Here is a 17,108-nt window from a genome sequence, read left to right as displayed (position 1 = left end):
TTCATAAATCTCACAGATATGATCCTGACGTTCACTACATCCACAACTGACTGCAGCATAAGATTCCTGCAATTCAATAGATGCTTGTTTATGTTTTACACTCATATCTGCGCTGAGGAGAAACCCTGCAATGAAGTTAGCTACTTTGCAAACAGAACAAGGCACCACAGTTGTCTCTGTTGTTGACCAGTCAAACGAACTGACATTTTTCGATCTGCGTTCCTTCGACGAGAGCCTGCCACGATCGCTCAAAGGCATTCTCAGTCTGGAAGATGGACTGGAACGTGCCAGAAAAGCCGCCGCGCAGGCAGAAGAAACGAATCAACAAGTGACAGGAACTCTGTTGGCACCAATTCCCCAACCAGGAAAAGTACTCTGCATAGGCTTAAACTATCGGGACCATGCAGAAGAGACAGGAATGCCTTTTCCCGATGAGCCCGTCTGTTTCAGCAAGTTCTCCAGCGCAGTCACCGGACCAGAGCATCCGATCCGCATCCCGGCTATCGCCAAAGAAGTTGATTATGAAGCAGAGTTGGTGGCTGTCATCGGTAAGACCTGCCGCAACGTCAGCCAGGCAGACGCTCCTCAACACATCGCAGGCTACATGAACGGCCACGATGTTTCGGCGCGCGACTGGCAAATAGGCCGACCGGGCGGACAGTGGCTGTTAGGAAAAACAGCGGACACGTTCGCTCCGACTGGCCCTTACCTGGTAACGGCAGATGAAATTAATGACGCCAACAACCTACCCATCAAATTGACTTTGAACGGAGAGGTATTGCAGAATTCCAGCACCGATAAATTCATCTTTACCATCGAAGAGGTAATCCAGTTCGTGTCTCAATTCATGACACTCGAACCAGGCGATATCATCTTTACCGGCACACCTCCTGGAGTTGGAATGGCTCGCAAACCACCTGTGTACCTTAAGCCTGGAGACCAAGCCGTAGTTGAAATACAGGGGCTGGGAGTATTACAAAATCCGGTCGAGATGTGGAATTGAAATGTGTTGTCTACTCGGAAGTAGTAACTCGAACTGCACGCAGGCCTCGATCACTCTTCTCGGTTTCAAACTCGACAGTTTGACCTTCAACCAGTTGATCGAATGTGATGCCATCCAGTGAAGAGAGATGAAAAAAGATATCCTGTTGACCATCGTTGATGAAGCCAAACCCTTTTTCAGTAATTTTTTTGATTGTTCCAGTGGCCATAAAGCCCATCCTCTAACTTAAAAGTCGCTCGACAATAAAACGGAGTCTATTGTCACTCTGTAACTGATCACCATGATAAGCAAATTGGCCCTCACATGATGACACTCTGAAAAAAATACGCACAGCGTATTATAACGCAAAAATAAGGAAATAATCGCAGGTAAAAAGAAAAGCCAACAGTCGCCAAAAACAGGTTTCTAAATCGACTTGATTCCCTTAACCTGAGATAAGTGTGACAAACACTTATTGAATTAGCAAACTGTTATATCAAAGTTTCTCATAAAAATTTTGAGAATTCTAAAAAATGCTTTTCGGCACATTCTCCCATAAATCCCGGGTTTCTCAAAATTTAATCTTGACCTTTGCCACTTTTTTTGGCACCCCACCTAAACAGGATTTTCACCCCGAACAAACCATACAACGACATCCACCCCAGCCTGCGCGATCGACACAACTGCCAGCGCGAATACAGTATTATCACTCCCTAAAAAGAAAAACCTCTTCACTTCTGACGATTTCAAACTGAATTATGACTTTAAAACCTGCATGACGCTTGAAATCTACAGTGCTGCATTTTTTAATGCTCTTAGACTCCTGTCGAAATACAGGAAACAAGTGACTCATTTTTTTTACAACAACGATTCGGAAGGGACACTACCATGTCTTTCACAAAATTAAGCCGGCTCTGCGCCCTGCTTCTGACTGTCAGTCTTTCAGCCTGGACCGTAGGTTGCGGCACCCCCGCTTCAAACACTCCAGAAAAACCCGCTGCAGATGCTCCCGCAGCAGATGCACCTGCCGAAGCAGGATCATCAACCGGTGACGCCGGCGCAGAAGTACCAGAAGGTGGCGAAGAGCCAGCTAAAAAAGCTGAGTAAGCTTCCTGGTATGTAGACTGATTTGAAAAACGCCCGTTCTTAAAAACGGGCGTTTTTTATTTAAGTCAACGAGGCCTGAACTGAACCAGCGACAAGCACTCCCTTACCTGCCACACCACAGATATCCCATTCCAATTCGCGAAAGATCATTTAATAAAACCGTGCTATTTCCTGAACGATGAATTATAATGAACTCACTTTCTCTTGAGAGGACACTATTTCCTTTCATCTTCTGTGCCATTACTTTCTCCTGCAAAGAATCATCGAGAGTCTTGGGACTCCCCGGTTCATACTTCAATGTCAAAGGAACACTTTTGTGAAATCAGCATCCGTCCTGCTACTTTGTTCGTGTCTGTTTCTGAATCTCTGCCTGCAGGATGCACTGTCAGCAGAAAAAACCAAAGCACAAGGTAAATGGATCACCTTGTTCAACGGAAAAGATCTCGACGACTGGACCGTCAAAATTCGCGGCTACGATGCAGGAGACAATTTCGGCAACACGTTTCGCGTAGAAGATGGTCTTCTGAAAGTCGGCTACGACCAATACGATGAGTTCGCCGAAAAGTTCGGGCACCTGTTCTATAAAGACTCCTTTTCCAATTACATCATCCGCGTTGAATATCGCTTCACAGGAGAACAATCAAAGGGCGGTCCCGGCTGGGCATTTCGTAACAGCGGAATCATGGTCCATGGACAAAGCCCCGAAAGCATGTCAAAAGATCAGAAGTTTCCCGTTTCTATTGAAGTCCAGTTACTGGGAGGCAAAGGCACCGGAAAACGCCCCACAGCAAACCTGTGTACTCCAGGCACACATGTCGTAATGGACGGAAAACTGTTTAAGCCACACTGCATCAACTCCAGCTCCAAAACATATCATGGCGACCAGTGGGTAACCGCCGAGGTCGAAGTGCGTGGAAACAAAATCATCAAACACATCATCGATGGGGAAACCGTACTCTCATATACGAAACCACAACTGGACGATCAGGATGCAGACGCCAAAAAGCTCATCGAAAAGGGATCACCAATCATGTTGGACAAAGGAACGATTTCCCTCCAGTCCGAAAGCCATCCGATCGAATTTCGCAAAGTAGAACTCATGAAGCTGGCACCTTGATCAGGTCAGCTGCTGCTATTGAGAATCGGTTTCAAAGAACGGACGCCTGGACTCTGGAACGGGAGAGATCTTGTTTCAATACAGGAAAATAGGCGATTTTGATCAGTTTCAGTCTGGAACAAATCCATCGATTTACGAATACTACCTGTAGTATATCAGACTGAAATTGATCTTGTCCGGCTCTATTAAACGTCGGCAGAACTAAGCAACTACGAAAGAAAGCAAAACCAAATGAAGGGTAGCCAGAAAATCATCGATGCCTTGAACGATGGACTCACTATCGAACTGACGGCAATCAACCTGTATTTCATCTCATCAAAGATGTGCAAAGACTGGGGCTTCGACAAACTGGCCAAGCATTTCTACGATGAATCCATTGAAGAAATGAAACACGCAGAGCAAGTCATTGACCGGATCCTCTACCTGGATGGCGTCCCGGAAATTGCCCGTTATGATGTGATTCAAGTCGGAAAAACCGCAGAAGAACAAATCCGCAACAGCCTCGCTTTGGAAACCAAAGGGGTCGCCACCTATAACGGAGCTATCGAACTCTGCCATCAGGAAAAAGACGCCGGCAGCCGGGAATTGATGGACCAGATGGTTGTAGAATCCGAAGAAAGCATTGACTGGTGTGAATCACAGCTTGAACTGATTACCCAGGTCGGTATCCAGAACTACCTCGCTGAGCAGATCAGAGAGTAAGTTCTGCTTAACCAAGCGAACCGGTAGCGGCACAGAGACAACGCCGCTTGGATTGACCGCAATCATCGCACAATCCAGCCAGCAAGTCTTTAATGCGACAGTGGCAAGCGGTGCAACCTTTTCCAGCACCGCAGCCACGCGTTACTTCATGAACTGATTCTGCACTGGAATCAGTGATGCACTGTTGCACTTCTTCTGGTGTCACTTTCAAACAGTGACACAGAAAACGGCGACGCGGAGCAACTTCAGTAGTCTGAACTGCAGAAGCGTGCTCTAACTTGCTCTCAGTAACAGTTGACATATCTCGTTATACCCAAGCGTCTGTTGCATCCAATGTGACAGACGCTTTTTTATTCAGAGTGTATCGCGTGGTAATAATAACAGGGTTCCACAGGTGGGAAACGCTTTAACCCTGTTTTCAGGTTTGACCTCACGGCAAGTCGAGTATGAGACTCAGTCTCAACTAGAACTAGTATATCGGTATTTGCAGAACTGTCAACTACTCGGAAAAAAGATTTTTCACCTCGTCAGGGTTAACCCGAACAAAACAGCGCACATCCAAACACCATATCGATCAAATTCGTGCCGCCCATGAGGCAAATGCCTGCAAAGCATCAGGAGCCCCTAATCCCTCTCACCAGATACGAAAACAGGCCCGCTAAAGGCAGGCCTGAGACATTCTGGAACGCATGCAGACTTTATGTGGTCTGCTTCTTAAATGCCGTATCAGGATCACGAAACCGATACCCGACACCACGTACGGTCTCGATCAACTCGGAGTGCTTATCCAGCTTTTGACGTAATGCCCGAATATGCACGTCAATCGTTCGCTCCAGAACCAATGCGTCATCCCCCAGAGCAGCATCAATCAGCTCCGCTCGAGAAAACACCCGCCCCGGCTGACGAACCAGAGCTTCGAGTAATTCGAACTCACTCCGCGTCAGTGAAATCGGCACATCATCGATCATCACACGATGCCGTCTGCGGTCGATCATCACTCCCTGGCTGACAATCGTATCTGTTGCCTCGCCGTTACTCTCACGGCGTCTGAGCAATGCTTTAATTCGTTCCAGCAGAATTTTCACACTAAAAGGCTTCGTCACATAATCATCCGCGCCCAGCGTAAACCCGACCACCTGATCTGTCTCTTCCGATTTTGCCGTCAGCATCAGAATCAGTACGTTGCAGGTTACAGGGTCAGACCGGAGCCTGCGACAAACTTCCAGGCCATCCATTTGCGGAAGCATCAGGTCCAGAATAATCAGATCCGGAGTTTTAAGTTGTGCCTGACGCAGCCCATCCATCCCATCCAAGGCTACAACCGCATCGTATTTCTCCTGTCGCAGATTGTATGCGAGAACTTCAGAGAGAGAACGATCATCTTCAATCACAAGAATGCGTTTCTTTGACATATCTTTTTCTTACACCATCTAAACAAAATAAATCAGGAAGAAAATGTTTCTTTATGACGGTGACGAACAATTTCGCCTTCCGTCAGATAAATCACATCTTCCGCAATATTGGTTGTATGGTCGGCAATACGTTCGATGTGACGCGCTGAAGAAAAGAAATGTAGTGCCGGCTTTATTAATTCTGCATCGGTTTGCATTAACAGATAAATCTCATTGATAATCTCACGATTATATCCGTCAACGATGTCATCCCGCTTACAGACATCACGCGCTTTTTCAGTATCAAAATCCACAAAAGCATCAATGGCATCACGCAGCATGGAAACCGTGACTTTGGTCATGGACTCCAGCGAGGAAGGGATGCGAAAATTCGGGTAATGCGACAATCCAATCGTCCGCTCTGCAATATTCACTGCCAGGTCAGCGATGCGTTCCAGATCGTTGTTGATCTTCAGCACAGTAGCCGTTTCACGCAAATCGACAGCCACCGGCTGATGCAGCGCCAGAATCTTCAGGCAGTCTTCTTCAATTTTGACTTCGCTTTCATTGATAGCACGTTCTTTTTCAATGACTTCGTTCGCAAGATCAACCTGCACCTCATACAGTGCACGGCTGGCTTTGGAAATCATCTCTTCCACCAGTGAAGACTGAGTGATGATTTCTCTTTCAAGCGATTCCATATCGCGCTGTAAATGTTTCGTCATTGGCTTACCCAAACCTGCCGGTAATATAGTCCTCGGTCTGCTGCTTTTTGGAATTCGTAAAGAGCTCTTCCGTCGCCCCTGACTCCACCAGCAAACCTTGATAGAAAAACGCAGCCTGATCCGACACGCGTGCCGCCTGCTGCATATTATGCGTCACAATGACAATGGTATACTCTTCTTTAAGCTCAAAAATTAAATCTTCAATGCGGGCCGTCGAAGCGGGGTCCAAAGCAGACGCCGGCTCATCCATCAGCAAAATATCGGGATCATTGGCGAGCGCACGGGCAATACACAATCGTTGCTGCTGGCCGCCAGATAAATTCAGCGCTGATTCGCTCAAACGATCTTTTACTTCGTCCCACAGAGCCGACCGTTGCAGCGATTGTTCGACAATCTCGTACAACACTTTTTTCTTGCGGATCCCGGCAATCTTGGGACCAAAGGCCACATTATCAAAAATCGACTTAGGAAACGGCGTTGATTTCTGGAACACCATCCCGATCCGTTTTCGCAATGTGACAATATCGGTTCGAGGAGAGTAAATATCCTGACCTTCCAGTAAGATATCACCCTCAACCCGTGTTCCTTCAATCATATCGTTCATCCGGTTCAGGCAACGCAAAAACGTTGACTTTCCACAACCAGACGGACCAATAAACGCAGTCACACAACGCTCGGGAATCGAAAGCGAAATGTCCGTTAACGCACGATTGTCCGAATAATAGAATGACAAATCTCGCACGCTGATTTTTTCAGTCGCCTGCGCTAATTCGTCTGGAGTCCGCATGCTCTTTCCATCAGGAATCGAAGGACGAACGAGTGGAGCTTTTGAATAATCGGAAGTCGCCTTATCGGATGGTTGCATATCTTTTTTAACCGAGGGTGTAGAAGCCATGGATTGAAAATCCTTGCTGAGTCCAATTATAGTTACTTTTAATCAATTCTGTGTGCCTGTTTTTCGTTTTTTTTCTGCTACTCAAAACGCAGGTCCTACCAGCGGATTCTTTTCCCATATTTATGTCGCACAAATACGGCAATCGCATTCATACTCACTAATAAAACCAGCAGTACCAGAATGCCGGCAGCCGCCAGATGATGAAAATCTTCCTGAGGACGTGCGGTCCAGTTGAAGATCTGAATCGGCAACGAGGTGAATTCATCAGAAAGTTTCTCCGGAACAAAAGGCACGTAAGCCATTGCGCCGACAACAATTAAAGGAGCTGCTTCACCTAATGCGCGAGACAGGGCCAGGATCACGCCCGTCATAATTCCCGGTAATGAAGCCGGTAATACCTGATACCAGACTGTCTGCCAGCGTGTGGCCCCTAAGGCGTAGGCAGAGCGGCGAATCGAATCAGGCACGGACCTCAGCGCTTCCTGGGAAGCCAGAATGATAATCGGCAGCACCACCAGTGTCAGAGTCAACGCACCAGAGAGGATACTTCGATCGAAGGCCAAAGCCCGCACGAACAACCCCAGCCCTAAAATCCCATATACGATCGAAGGCACACCTGCCAGGTTGGAAATATTTAATTGAATCAGTTTCCGCCAGCGGTTTTTAGGAGCATATTCTTCCAGATAGACGGCTGCGCCCACTCCTAAGGGAACGGAAAACAATGCCGTCAAACCGATCAGCCAGATACTTCCATATAACGCAGTCTTGATTCCCGCCTTGTGAGGAAATCGGGAAGGCAGTCGCTCGAGAAAGTCCCAACTCAACCAGCCTTTTCCCTGGACAATGATATTCCAGATCAAAACCAGCAACATCAATACGCAGGTCATCGTCGCCAGAAAACAGAACGCCATAAACAGGAAGTTGGGCACTCTGCCACGCGGCTTGGTTGTGTAGAGGTCAATATTACTTTGGTTCATTCGTATGCTTCTCCTACGCGGGAGAGAATGTATTGTGCGATAATATTCATGGCCATCGTGGAAATGAACAGGGTCAAACCGACGGCAAAAATCGTGCGATATTCCACAGTACCTGTCGGAGTGTCTCCCTGGCTCACTTGTACGATATAGGCGGTCATCGTTTGGATGCTCTCCAGCGGATTGAGCGTCAACTTGGGAGTCGCACCAGCGGCCAATGTCACCGCCATCGTTTCGCCAATCGCGCGGGAAATGGCTAACAGAAAGCTGGCAATGATTCCCGATAACGCAGCCGGCACAACCACGCGTACCGTCACTTCAAATTTATTCGCGCCTAACGCAAATGCGGCCCCTCTCAAAGATAAGGGAACAGACTGCAAAATATCTTCGCTTAAGGAAATGATCATCGGCAGAATCATAATCCCCACAACAATACAAGCACTCGCAGCATTAAACACGCCCGCACTGGGGAATAGATACTGAATGATCGGAGACACAAAGACAATCGCCAGGTATCCGTAAACAACGGAAGGGATGCCTGCCAGAATTTCCAGCATCGGTTTCACAATATCACGAAAACGGGGAGACGCATACTCGCTGAGATAAATGGCCGTTCCCAGACCAATCGGAACGGCTACAATCGCTGCTCCCCCGGCAACCAGCATCGTTCCACACATCAAAGGCAGAATCCCGAAATGTTGTGGCTTCAAGAGAGGCGTCCATCTCGTGCCCGTCAGGAACTCGATAATCGACACATCAAAGAAGAACTGTACCGACTCATACAGCAGGACAATCACAATGCCCACTGTTACCAGCACCGAAATGCTGGCACATATAAACAGGCTGAAATGAATCAAACCCTCATAGAACGGGCGCAGCCTGACCAACAGACCATCTCCCCGCTCCAAAGAGGTAGAGCGAGGCAGCTTCATTGCAGCTGCCTCGCCAAGTTCCATCTCAATCGATTGTTCTTCTTTTGAACGTTCGTCTGTCACTTCGACAATGCTCCCTTAAGGGCTTCATCATTTGCTTTAGCAACTTCATCAGAGACCGGCACATAACCGACGTCTTTGGCAAGTTGTGCTGCGTTTTTCAGATAAAACTTCACAAACGCTGCTACCTCAGGTCGCTCTAATGCTGACTTTCGCACATAGATAAACAGAGGACGGGACAACGGGGCATAAGAGTTGTCACGTACGGTTTCCAAAGAAGGCTTTGTGCAACCTTTGCCACCATCGACAGCCAGCAGTTTCAGCTTATCTTTGTTTTCATCGTAGTAAGCATATCCAAAGTAGCCGATGGCATATTCATCTGATTGAATGCCGGTTACCAGAACATTGTCGTCTTCACTGGCGGTGTAATCAGAGCGGCTGGCTTTTTCTTCACCCACAATTGCTTCGGTGAAGTAGTCAAAGGTTCCGGAATCAGTACCAGGTCCGTACAACTTAATGTCTTTGGCGGGCCATTTGGGATTCAGGTCTTTCCACTGTTTCACGCCACTTTCAGGACGCCACAGTTCCTTGAGCTGACCGACGGTCAAACAATCACACCAGTTATTCTTAGGATTGGCAATCACAGCCAGACCATCAAAGGCAACTGACAACTCGATAAACTCGATTCCTTTTTCTTTGCAGGCGGCAGCTTCTTTTTCTTTCATCCCACGTGAAGCATCGCAGATATCAATTTCGCCGGCGATGAATTTTTTCATCCCGCCACCAGTACCCGAAATCCCCACAATGGGATGCACATCGGGCTGCACAGTTCGGAATTCTTCGGCAACGGCTTCGCTGATGGGATAAACCGTACTTGACCCATCAATTTGTACCTTGCCGGACAGCTTTTCGCCGCCTTCAGATTCGCTCCCAGCTTCTTTGGCAGCAGGTCCATTTCCGCTGTCACTGTTTCCATTACAGCCAACACCAATCAGGGAAACCCCAACAGCCAGGCACATCAGCCCGCATACTTTCCCGATGTTTGTCTTGATCATTTCGTGCGTCTCTCCCAATGCGATATGTGGTAAAACTAGATTGTTCTTCGTGCAAATTAAGGTGCCAGAAAACAGACCCGCCAAAACCAGACAACGGATGGCAGCCCTGCCTCGAACGTGCATTACCATATCCGCAAATTGTTAAGATAATATTAAGATACCGTGAAGTACTTAATCTTTCCCGAACATGGGGCGCAGAGAAAACAGTTCCCGCAAAGCGTTTTATAATAAAGACTTACGAAACCCGCTATTAAGAATTAGCCACGAGGAAGCCGCACAGAAAACGTGCTTCCTTCACCGACTTTGCTGGTCACACTGATCGTTCCCTGAAAGGACTGAACGAGATGCTTCACAATCGAGAGCCCCAGCCCGGTGCCACCCAGCTCGCGCGAGCGGGCTTTGTCGACGCGGAAGAATCGCTCGAACAGACGGGCCTGATATTTTTCTGCAATCCCGATCCCTGTATCCTGCACCTGGAGCAGGACCATGCCTGTATCATCCAGCTCCCAGCGAATCGTAATCCGCCCCTGATCGGGAGTGTATTTGATCGCATTATTAATCAAATTCCCCAGAATCTGATGCAGCCCCTCTTCATCCGCTTTGACTTTGATATCGGGCGTTTTTTCTTCAATCAAAAATTCGATGTGTTTCGACTCGGCAACCTTCTGCTGGTCGACCAGGCACGCTTCCACAAACGGCCGCAACTCAATGCTGATGATATCAAACACCTGATTCCCGGATTCGATACTCGCCAGACTGATCAGATCCAGAATCAACTGATGCAGACGGTCGGCTTGTTCTTCAATCCGCATCAAAAACGTCTTGTTGATCTCCGGGTCGTCCATCGCCCCGCGAATCAGCGTTTCCGTATACGCTTTGATCGAACTCAAAGGCGTTTTCAATTCGTGCGATACATTCGCCACAAATTCCTGCCTGAGCGACTCCAACCGGCGCAACTCAGTCATGTCAAACAACACGATCACCAGGCCAGGACAGGGAGTTCCGGGGAGCGGCGTCGTCGTCACCCCCAAAATGCGATCGCTGGTACTCTCCAGCTCGACTTCCATCCGCTGGGGTTCCAAAGTACTCAAGACCTCTGTCACTGACTTTTGCAATTGGTGATTGCGAACCGATTCAAACAGCGGCTTCCCCTCCGCTTCTTCCGGAGAGAAAAACAGCAAGCGACCGGCGGATTCGTTGGCAAACAAGACATGCTGCCGCTCATTCGTCGCGATCACTCCTTCGACCATTCCTTCCAGAACAGTGCTCAATCGGTCCCCACTGGCCTGCAACTGCCTGACGCGTTCGGCCATCTCCTGGCTCATATGATTGAACGACTGTGCCAGAATACCCAGTTCATCGTGCTGCGGAAAATAGAGCTTTTGCTCATAATCCCCGCCGGCAATCGCCTCGGCGGCATTGGTCAGAATCGTCAGGGGACGAATCATCCGGGCCACAACCCAATAGGTCAGCAGCATCACCGTAAAGCTGACCAGCAAAGCAATGCTCCAGATCAGCTTCTCAATCGAAGAAATTTCCTGCTGGATTTTCGCCATGGTGATGGCCACCCGCACCACTCCTTCGGGCTTCCCCTCTTCCTTGAACAGCAGAGCGTAATACAACATCGGTTCACTCAACGTCGGACTGAGCCGTTTTGAACTCCCCTCGCCGGTCGACATCGCCTGAATAACTTCAACCCGATTTTTATGATTCTCCATCTCCCGGACCAGCTTCAGAGTCTCCTGATCCGAGTCGGCGATCACCACCCCGTCCATGTCAATCAGAGTCAATCGCGTGCCGGTTTTCTCACCCAGTTTTTTCACTTTTTCCTGCAGTTGCTCAGAAAGTCCCTGCTCGAAAATACCGTCCAGGCTGCTCCGCATGATGATCGCTGAATCGTGCAGACGCTGCTTAATCTGTTCTTCAACCTGATCCTGCTGGCGTCCTGAAACAATCAAAACAAAAACGATCGCAGACGCAATATTTAAACCGGCATATACCAGAAACAGTTTCCAGAACAGTCGCGAAGACCACATCGTTACATCCACCTTGATGACTACCAGAGCATTCCGTGAGACCAAATTGATCAAGGCGGCTCTGAAAACGTGATATCAAACCCGTATGCGGGCTAAAAAGAATTCGCCTATTGTGATGCTGATGCCCGTCTGTCCGCAAGGGCTGAACTGCATTTTCATTCAGAGTTCACGGGAACCGATCCAAAAATACGTTCGCGAATCCACTTCACTCACATCATAAAAGAAATATTCTTAAACAACACGAGCAGATGCGCACCCTGTCAAATGCACGTCGCTATTCTCTAACAAAAAAATCTGCTGGATCGTGCCTCGTCTCAGACAACCACCATTTCACCCCTGAAAAACAGACCTTTATTTCCGATTGACTCACAGCCGCCGCTCCCTAACATGCGGAGTTAGCGTCGCGCGCGCGAGCAAACACGATTTTCACCAGAAACTAAGTTCAGCCTGCCTGAAATAAGCATCGCTTTAACTCTTGCCCTGCCTGATGTTACAAGAACCCCGTTTTCAATCGCCTCTTCCATCAACGTCTCAATTGTATCGTTTTGATACCGCTTCATTGCACTCTCATCCGCTTTCATCGACTTGAATTCCATTTCATCTGTGAATCTCCACTTGATTCCCGCGTGCCCTTCAGCATCATTGAGTGATGTCAGCCAGCCACAACATTTGTCGGCGAGCGCACTCACACTCTTACTGGCAGCACGCGCAGCCAAACCGTAAAAGGAATTGTATGCGATAACAGGCAATGGCACTAACTGAAGATCCGGCAGCAACGAATTGAATACGCCCCTGATCCGAGTGTTCAGATCAGGGGCGTGTCTTCTCAGGCAATCACTTTTGTGACCACACCTGAACCAACGGTCTTACCTCCTTCGCGGACGGCAAACCGATCTCCCTCAGCCAGTGCAACCGGGTGCGTGAGCGAAACACTCAGAGTCACACCGTCGCCGGGCAAAGCCATATCGACGTCTCCCAGAACCATTGCGGTCCCGGTGACGTTGGTCGTGCGGAAGAAAAACTGCGGCGTATATCCGTTAAAGAACGGCGTATGACGACCACCCTCTTCTTTCTTCAACACATACACTTCCGCTTCAAAATCCCGGTACGGTGTCACCGAACCCGCAACCGCCAGCACCTGGCCTCGCGACACTTCGTCGTATCCGGTCTTGCGCAACAGGCAGCCGACATTGTCACCAGCACGACCGGTCTCAACCAGCGCACTGAACGATTCGACTTGTGTCACCGTATCAACACGCGTCTCATCACTCAGACCGAGGATCTCTACCGATTCACCAGCACGGATCTCTCCCTGTTCGATTTTACCAGTCACAACCGTGCCACGCCCTGAGATCGAAAATACATTTTCAATCGACATCAAGAACGGCTTATCGGTCATCCGCACAGGATCAGGGATAGAACGATCCAGTGCATTCAGAAGTTGATGAATACACCGTGCCGCTCCCTCATCCGCCGGATGGTCATGCGCCTGTTTTGCAGATCCACGAATGAAGGGAACATCGTCTCCGGGAAAGCCGTACTGTGTCAGCATGTCCCGAATTTCCATTTCCACCAGTTCGATCAGATCGGGATCATCCACCAGATCACATTTGTTAAGAAACACGACCAGATAAGGCACACCCACCTGCCGTGCCAGCAGAATATGCTCGCGCGTCTGAGGCATCGGACCATCGGCGGCAGAAACCAGCAGCACCGCACCATCCATCTGGGCCGCACCGGAAATCATATTCTTGATATAATCGGCGTGGCCGGGACAGTCGATGTGGGCATAGGTGCGATCTTCCGTTTCGTATTTAACATGCGAAGCGAGAATCGTCACCGTCTTGCTCTTATCGCGCACGATACCACCCTTGGCGATATCCTGATACGACTTGACCTGCGCCAACCCCATCTCCGACTGAACTCCCAAAATGGCAGCCGTCAGAGTCGTTTTCCCATGGTCAATGTGACCAATCGTACCAACGTTGACATGAACTTTCTGAACCATTGCTCATAGCCTCCTTTCTCAAAGAGGAGTAGATCGCATCCACTGGCCAGCCCTCTGAGGTGAGCAGCCTCAGCAGCCTTTTTGTGCCCGTGCAGCTCCAGATCAGTTGATGCGACGAAAAAATGGTGACGTTAATTTCCAATGAGTTATGTACATAAAAAAACCCGCCCGATTGGGGAATCGGGCGGGTTGAACTGATGAATGAATATTTGTGTCTCACACTCCAGACAACGATCCCACCCCGCCCTTGCTTGACGAGTCCTCTGATGATCTTTGTCTGGTGAAGAATTGGAACATGGATTTTCCCTGTTTAAAAAGTGTGTGGGAGAACAGACACCCCCGCCTCAAAAGGGTTCGGGACTTTTTCATCAGCACGACGAATCGAATTCGCGCAGCCGTTAAGAGAACGCGCAGCAGCAGACCTTCAAAGGCAACACAATCTTTGGCCGATTCGAAAAGAGAGAGTGATCAAAAACAATCTAGATCGCATCACATTTTACCATAGCGTGCCTCAATCTAATATACTCGGTCCAAATAGCCTTGGAGACGCTACAGTAAAACTGGACACAGTCTAGTCAGGAATCGACGTCACCAGTTCTTCAGCAACGGCTTCCAGCACATCGGACGTGATCACAGGCAGTTCATCAGCATATCCGACTAACAACCCCAGATCACACAGACGGTTAATCTTGCGGGGATTACCCTGCGTTAACTCAAACAGAGTTTCATAGGCTTCGTCATCAAACACCGGCTCATTGCGGCCGGCCACTTCCAGGCGATGCTCAACATAGTTGCGAGTATCTTCAGGTGAAAATGGTTTCAGCAGGCAACGTACGGCAATCCGGTCGTCCAACTGGGCCGACCGCTGCAGATGACTTAACAGCAACTGATCGCCAACTAACAACAGTGTGAAATCAATCTCGGACGTCTGTTGAAAATTCAACAGCTGATGCAGTGTTTCGAAAATGCGCTGATCAACAATCAGATGCGCCTCGTCAATCACGATCACAGGCTTGTGCCCCTGCTCACACAGCAACAGCAACTGCCTGTGCAAGGCCCGTACAATTCGATCTTTGCCGGGAGTTACTGGCTCAATACCTGCTTCCTCGGCACCGAGTTCGACAGCCAGATATGAAATGAGTTCGATCGGCGATAATTGAGGAAAGACCAGATGCACGAATGGCTGATGCAACTCAGCAAGCTGGCTTTTCAGTACATGACACAGAAACGACTTCCCCATTCCCGAACCACCAACGAGTAAACCGGCACCTTTGCTGTTTTCGATGAGATATTGCAGCTTCAGCAATCCCGCCTGATGCGGATGACTCTCATAAAAAAAGGTGGTGTCCATTTTTTCTTCGAAAGGACCACTCTGCAAATTCCAGTAACTCTGATACATAAAGTCTAATTCCCGGGAATGATTTCGCGTAGGACATCCAAACTAAGATGTTGGTTCTTTAATTCCTGAAAGGACGAAACGCACCATTCGCTGGCACGTCGTCAATCTCTTCGATTTCTCCTGTCAGCCAGGCTGCCCCTTCTTCCTCGACTGGCTGAAACTGGCTGACTGGCTGCTTCTCTCTGGAAAGATAAACGGGGTATTCGCCTGCCACCTGGACAACACGTCTTTCTGCATTCTGCTGACCGACTGCATGATATACGCTTCCCTCATGCTGGGCGGTTCCCACAGCCTGCTCGACGGAAACGGCCCGAATCACAGAGGTTGGTCGAATCGAGCTGACCTGATCAGGACGCGCTTCAAGTTCCTGGCCAGGCTCCTGAAGCGGTAGAGCCGCATCCAGACCGAACTCCATGGAAAGCTCATCGCTGGCCCCCAGTTCCGGGGAAATCGTTTCCGGTTCAGATAACGCCGCTGGTTCTTCCAACGATCCGAAAAACGAAAGCAGTGCCATCATCGAAAAAATGCTCGCCGACAGACCGGCAATCGCTTTCGTTGTCTGATTCCACTTGAAGGCAAAAGCACATCTTCGGGTAATCGGCGCAAACACCAGACGGAATAAATTCAGAGTGTGTTTGAATAATAGAGACTTAAGCCAACTCATCTCTCGTTCCTTCGAGGGGTGAATATCTGATTGACAGTAAAATACGAGCTCAATCCCTGAATTCTTGTCATACGGCAAAACACCGTCCATTAACTGAAGAGAAACCCGCGCTACCGTAAGGCAGCAAGCGCTCTTCTTGTATCGGTTGCCGTGTATACCAATCTTGACTGTTTCACAGACTTGGCAAAACAGGAAAACCTGTCAAAACAGGTTGTCTAATTTAGACCCAAAACGTCGGCCATCGTATACAGGCCCGCGCCCTGTGTTGCCAGATATTTAGCGGCAGCCAAAGCACCATAGACGTAACTGTCCCGGGTATGCCCGCGGACAGTCAGATCGATCGTCTCACCCATCATGCCGAACACAATGGTGTGCTCGCCGACATTATCGCCCGTTCGCAGCGCGTGATAGCCAATCTCGCAGGTAGGCCGCGGCCCCGGACGACCGTGCCGCCCATGAATGTGCTCGGTCTGTCCCATTTCATCGGCGATGATCTCACCAAAATGCAGCGCCGTCCCGCTGGGTGCATCTTCTTTAAACCGGTGATGGCGTTCGATTACTTCGACATCCACGCCGCCGGGAGAATTTTTGAGGGAATGTGCGGCTTCGCGGACCAGCTTCATCATCAGGTTGACGGCCAGACTCATATTCGGCGCCAGAATCAGCGGCGTCGTCTGCGAAGCGGTCAGCACTTCATTGCGCTGTTCCGGAGTCAGTCCTGTCGTCGCTGCCACCAGAGGAATCTGCCGCTCTGCACAAATCCCGGCCACTTTCATCAGCCCCGCCGGTAACGAGAAATCAATGATCACATCCACCCGGTCCGTCAGTTCCGATTGAATCTCAACCCCAATCGGCCCAATGCCCGCCACTTCACCGGCATCTTTTCCCAGCACCGGAGAATTGTCAGACTCTAAAGCCGCCCCGAGTTTCAAATCCTGATCCTGATAAACCAGCACGGCCACGCGCTGTCCCATCCGACCACCGGCCCCATTCACTCCGACGAGAAGTTGATCACCCATTTCTGACTCCCACTTACTGAAATATTTCGATGCACACTGATGTATTTTCTGGTACAGATCTCTGTGAAGATCGTAATACAAGCCCCTTTACTTTTCCATGAG

At 49.2% G+C, this 17,108-nt stretch carries 18 protein-coding genes; 4 read left to right on the top strand and 14 right to left on the bottom strand.

All coding sequences use genetic code 11. From position 1 onward, the window contains the following. The first annotated feature begins 130 nt into the window (after positions 1-130). Entirely contained in the window at positions 131-1,003 is an 873-nt protein-coding gene (locus tag Enr17x_RS03210) for a fumarylacetoacetate hydrolase family protein (RefSeq protein ID WP_145305803.1), read from the top strand. Between the two features lie 10 nt (positions 1,004-1,013). Here Enr17x_RS03210 and Enr17x_RS03205 read toward each other — a convergent pair whose 3' ends face one another. Beyond that, a complete protein-coding gene (locus tag Enr17x_RS03205; RefSeq protein WP_145228069.1) occupies positions 1,014-1,211 on the bottom strand; it encodes a cold-shock protein in 198 nt (65 codons plus the stop codon). A gap of 659 nt (positions 1,212-1,870) precedes the next feature. On the opposite strand from Enr17x_RS03205, the gene Enr17x_RS03200 reads away from it, so the two are divergent. The 3 genes from Enr17x_RS03200 (at position 1,871) to bfr (ending at position 3,908) form a co-directional block, all read left to right on the top strand. Then, positions 1,871-2,089: a hypothetical protein gene (locus Enr17x_RS03200; RefSeq protein WP_145305801.1), complete on the top strand. Its 219-nt coding sequence runs from the start codon at positions 1,871-1,873 to the stop codon at positions 2,087-2,089. 316 nt (positions 2,090-2,405) lie between these two features. Continuing rightward, positions 2,406-3,206: a 3-keto-disaccharide hydrolase gene (locus Enr17x_RS03195; protein ID WP_232100932.1), complete on the top strand. Its 801-nt coding sequence runs from the start codon at positions 2,406-2,408 to the stop codon at positions 3,204-3,206. Positions 3,207-3,437: 231 nt separating this feature from the next. Next, the gene (bfr, locus tag Enr17x_RS03190) at positions 3,438-3,908 is read left to right on the top strand and encodes a bacterioferritin (protein ID WP_145210602.1); all 471 of its coding nucleotides are present in this window, start codon (positions 3,438-3,440) and stop codon (positions 3,906-3,908) included. A gap of 7 nt (positions 3,909-3,915) precedes the next feature. On the opposite strand, the gene Enr17x_RS03185 is transcribed toward bfr, so the two are convergent. The 13 genes from Enr17x_RS03185 to dapB form a co-directional block, all read right to left on the bottom strand. Beyond that, entirely contained in the window at positions 3,916-4,209 is a 294-nt protein-coding gene (locus Enr17x_RS03185; protein ID WP_145305798.1) for a (2Fe-2S)-binding protein, read from the bottom strand. 397 nt (positions 4,210-4,606) lie between these two features. Next, positions 4,607-5,320, bottom strand: a complete 714-nt coding sequence (locus Enr17x_RS03180) for a response regulator (protein ID WP_145305796.1) — start codon at positions 5,318-5,320, stop codon at positions 4,607-4,609. A 32-nt stretch (positions 5,321-5,352) separates the two neighbouring features. Further along, positions 5,353-6,024 (bottom strand): phosphate signaling complex protein PhoU, encoded by a 672-nt coding sequence (gene phoU, locus Enr17x_RS03175; protein WP_145305794.1) that lies wholly within the window; start codon positions 6,022-6,024, stop codon positions 5,353-5,355. 4 nt (positions 6,025-6,028) lie between these two features. Then, positions 6,029-6,919 carry a phosphate ABC transporter ATP-binding protein PstB gene (gene pstB / locus Enr17x_RS03170; RefSeq protein WP_315853036.1) on the bottom strand — a complete coding sequence of 297 codons (891 nt, stop codon included), beginning with the start codon at positions 6,917-6,919 and terminating at the stop codon, positions 6,029-6,031. A gap of 95 nt (positions 6,920-7,014) precedes the next feature. Then, positions 7,015-7,896, bottom strand: a complete 882-nt coding sequence (gene pstA, locus Enr17x_RS03165; protein WP_145305792.1) for a phosphate ABC transporter permease PstA — start codon at positions 7,894-7,896, stop codon at positions 7,015-7,017. Further along, on the bottom strand, positions 7,893-8,888 hold the full coding sequence (gene pstC, locus Enr17x_RS03160; RefSeq protein WP_232100931.1) for a phosphate ABC transporter permease subunit PstC: 996 nt from the start codon (positions 8,886-8,888) through the stop codon (positions 7,893-7,895). Before pstC ends, pstA begins: the two co-directional genes overlap by 4 nt. Beyond that, positions 8,885-9,880: a PstS family phosphate ABC transporter substrate-binding protein gene (locus Enr17x_RS03155; protein WP_145305789.1), complete on the bottom strand. Its 996-nt coding sequence runs from the start codon at positions 9,878-9,880 to the stop codon at positions 8,885-8,887. The genes pstC and Enr17x_RS03155 overlap by 4 nt, the downstream gene beginning before the upstream one ends. A gap of 257 nt (positions 9,881-10,137) precedes the next feature. Next, entirely contained in the window at positions 10,138-11,916 is a 1,779-nt protein-coding gene (locus tag Enr17x_RS03150) for a HAMP domain-containing sensor histidine kinase (RefSeq protein WP_145305787.1), read from the bottom strand. A 395-nt stretch (positions 11,917-12,311) separates the two neighbouring features. Beyond that, positions 12,312-12,692: a hypothetical protein gene (locus Enr17x_RS03145; RefSeq protein ID WP_145305785.1), complete on the bottom strand. Its 381-nt coding sequence runs from the start codon at positions 12,690-12,692 to the stop codon at positions 12,312-12,314. Between the two features lie 50 nt (positions 12,693-12,742). Then, positions 12,743-13,924 (bottom strand): elongation factor Tu, encoded by a 1,182-nt coding sequence (gene tuf, locus Enr17x_RS03140; RefSeq protein ID WP_145305783.1) that lies wholly within the window; start codon positions 13,922-13,924, stop codon positions 12,743-12,745. A 571-nt stretch (positions 13,925-14,495) separates the two neighbouring features. Continuing rightward, on the bottom strand, positions 14,496-15,323 hold the full coding sequence (locus Enr17x_RS03135; RefSeq protein WP_145305781.1) for an ExeA family protein: 828 nt from the start codon (positions 15,321-15,323) through the stop codon (positions 14,496-14,498). Positions 15,324-15,381: 58 nt separating this feature from the next. Next, positions 15,382-15,987, bottom strand: a complete 606-nt coding sequence (locus Enr17x_RS03130) for a hypothetical protein (RefSeq protein WP_145305779.1) — start codon at positions 15,985-15,987, stop codon at positions 15,382-15,384. A 215-nt stretch (positions 15,988-16,202) separates the two neighbouring features. Next, positions 16,203-17,006 carry a 4-hydroxy-tetrahydrodipicolinate reductase gene (gene dapB, locus Enr17x_RS03125; protein WP_145305778.1) on the bottom strand — a complete coding sequence of 268 codons (804 nt, stop codon included), beginning with the start codon at positions 17,004-17,006 and terminating at the stop codon, positions 16,203-16,205. Positions 17,007-17,108 lie beyond the last annotated feature (102 nt).

Origin of the sequence: Gimesia fumaroli, from assembly GCF_007754425.1 — a bacterium.
In the GTDB taxonomy this organism is placed as follows: Bacteria; Planctomycetota; Planctomycetia; order Planctomycetales; family Planctomycetaceae; genus Gimesia; species Gimesia fumaroli.
Note: the sequence above shows the minus strand (reverse complement) of the source record. Positions and strands in the feature narration are given on the sequence as shown.

Bases quoted from the DNA above. Each gene is read 5' to 3' on its own strand.
- Enr17x_RS03210 (WP_145305803.1), top strand. From the start codon at position 131: ATGAAGTTAGCTACTTTGCAAACAGAACAAGGCACCACAGTTGTCTCT.
- Enr17x_RS03205 (WP_145228069.1), bottom strand. From the start codon at position 1,211: ATGGCCACTGGAACAATCAAAAAAATTACTGAAAAAGGGTTTGGCTTC.
- Enr17x_RS03200 (WP_145305801.1), top strand. From the start codon at position 1,871: ATGTCTTTCACAAAATTAAGCCGGCTCTGCGCCCTGCTTCTGACTGTC.
- bfr (WP_145210602.1), top strand. From the start codon at position 3,438: ATGAAGGGTAGCCAGAAAATCATCGATGCCTTGAACGATGGACTCACT.
- Enr17x_RS03185 (WP_145305798.1), bottom strand. From the start codon at position 4,209: ATGTCAACTGTTACTGAGAGCAAGTTAGAGCACGCTTCTGCAGTTCAG.
- Enr17x_RS03180 (WP_145305796.1), bottom strand. From the start codon at position 5,320: ATGTCAAAGAAACGCATTCTTGTGATTGAAGATGATCGTTCTCTCTCT.
- phoU (WP_145305794.1), bottom strand. From the start codon at position 6,024: ATGACGAAACATTTACAGCGCGATATGGAATCGCTTGAAAGAGAAATC.
- pstB (WP_315853036.1), bottom strand. From the start codon at position 6,919: ATGGCTTCTACACCCTCGGTTAAAAAAGATATGCAACCATCCGATAAG.
- pstA (WP_145305792.1), bottom strand. From the start codon at position 7,896: ATGAACCAAAGTAATATTGACCTCTACACAACCAAGCCGCGTGGCAGA.
- Enr17x_RS03155 (WP_145305789.1), bottom strand. From the start codon at position 9,880: ATGATCAAGACAAACATCGGGAAAGTATGCGGGCTGATGTGCCTGGCT.
- Enr17x_RS03150 (WP_145305787.1), bottom strand. From the start codon at position 11,916: ATGTGGTCTTCGCGACTGTTCTGGAAACTGTTTCTGGTATATGCCGGT.
- tuf (WP_145305783.1), bottom strand. From the start codon at position 13,924: ATGGTTCAGAAAGTTCATGTCAACGTTGGTACGATTGGTCACATTGAC.
- Enr17x_RS03135 (WP_145305781.1), bottom strand. From the start codon at position 15,323: ATGTATCAGAGTTACTGGAATTTGCAGAGTGGTCCTTTCGAAGAAAAA.
- Enr17x_RS03130 (WP_145305779.1), bottom strand. From the start codon at position 15,987: ATGAGTTGGCTTAAGTCTCTATTATTCAAACACACTCTGAATTTATTC.
- dapB (WP_145305778.1), bottom strand. From the start codon at position 17,006: ATGGGTGATCAACTTCTCGTCGGAGTGAATGGGGCCGGTGGTCGGATG.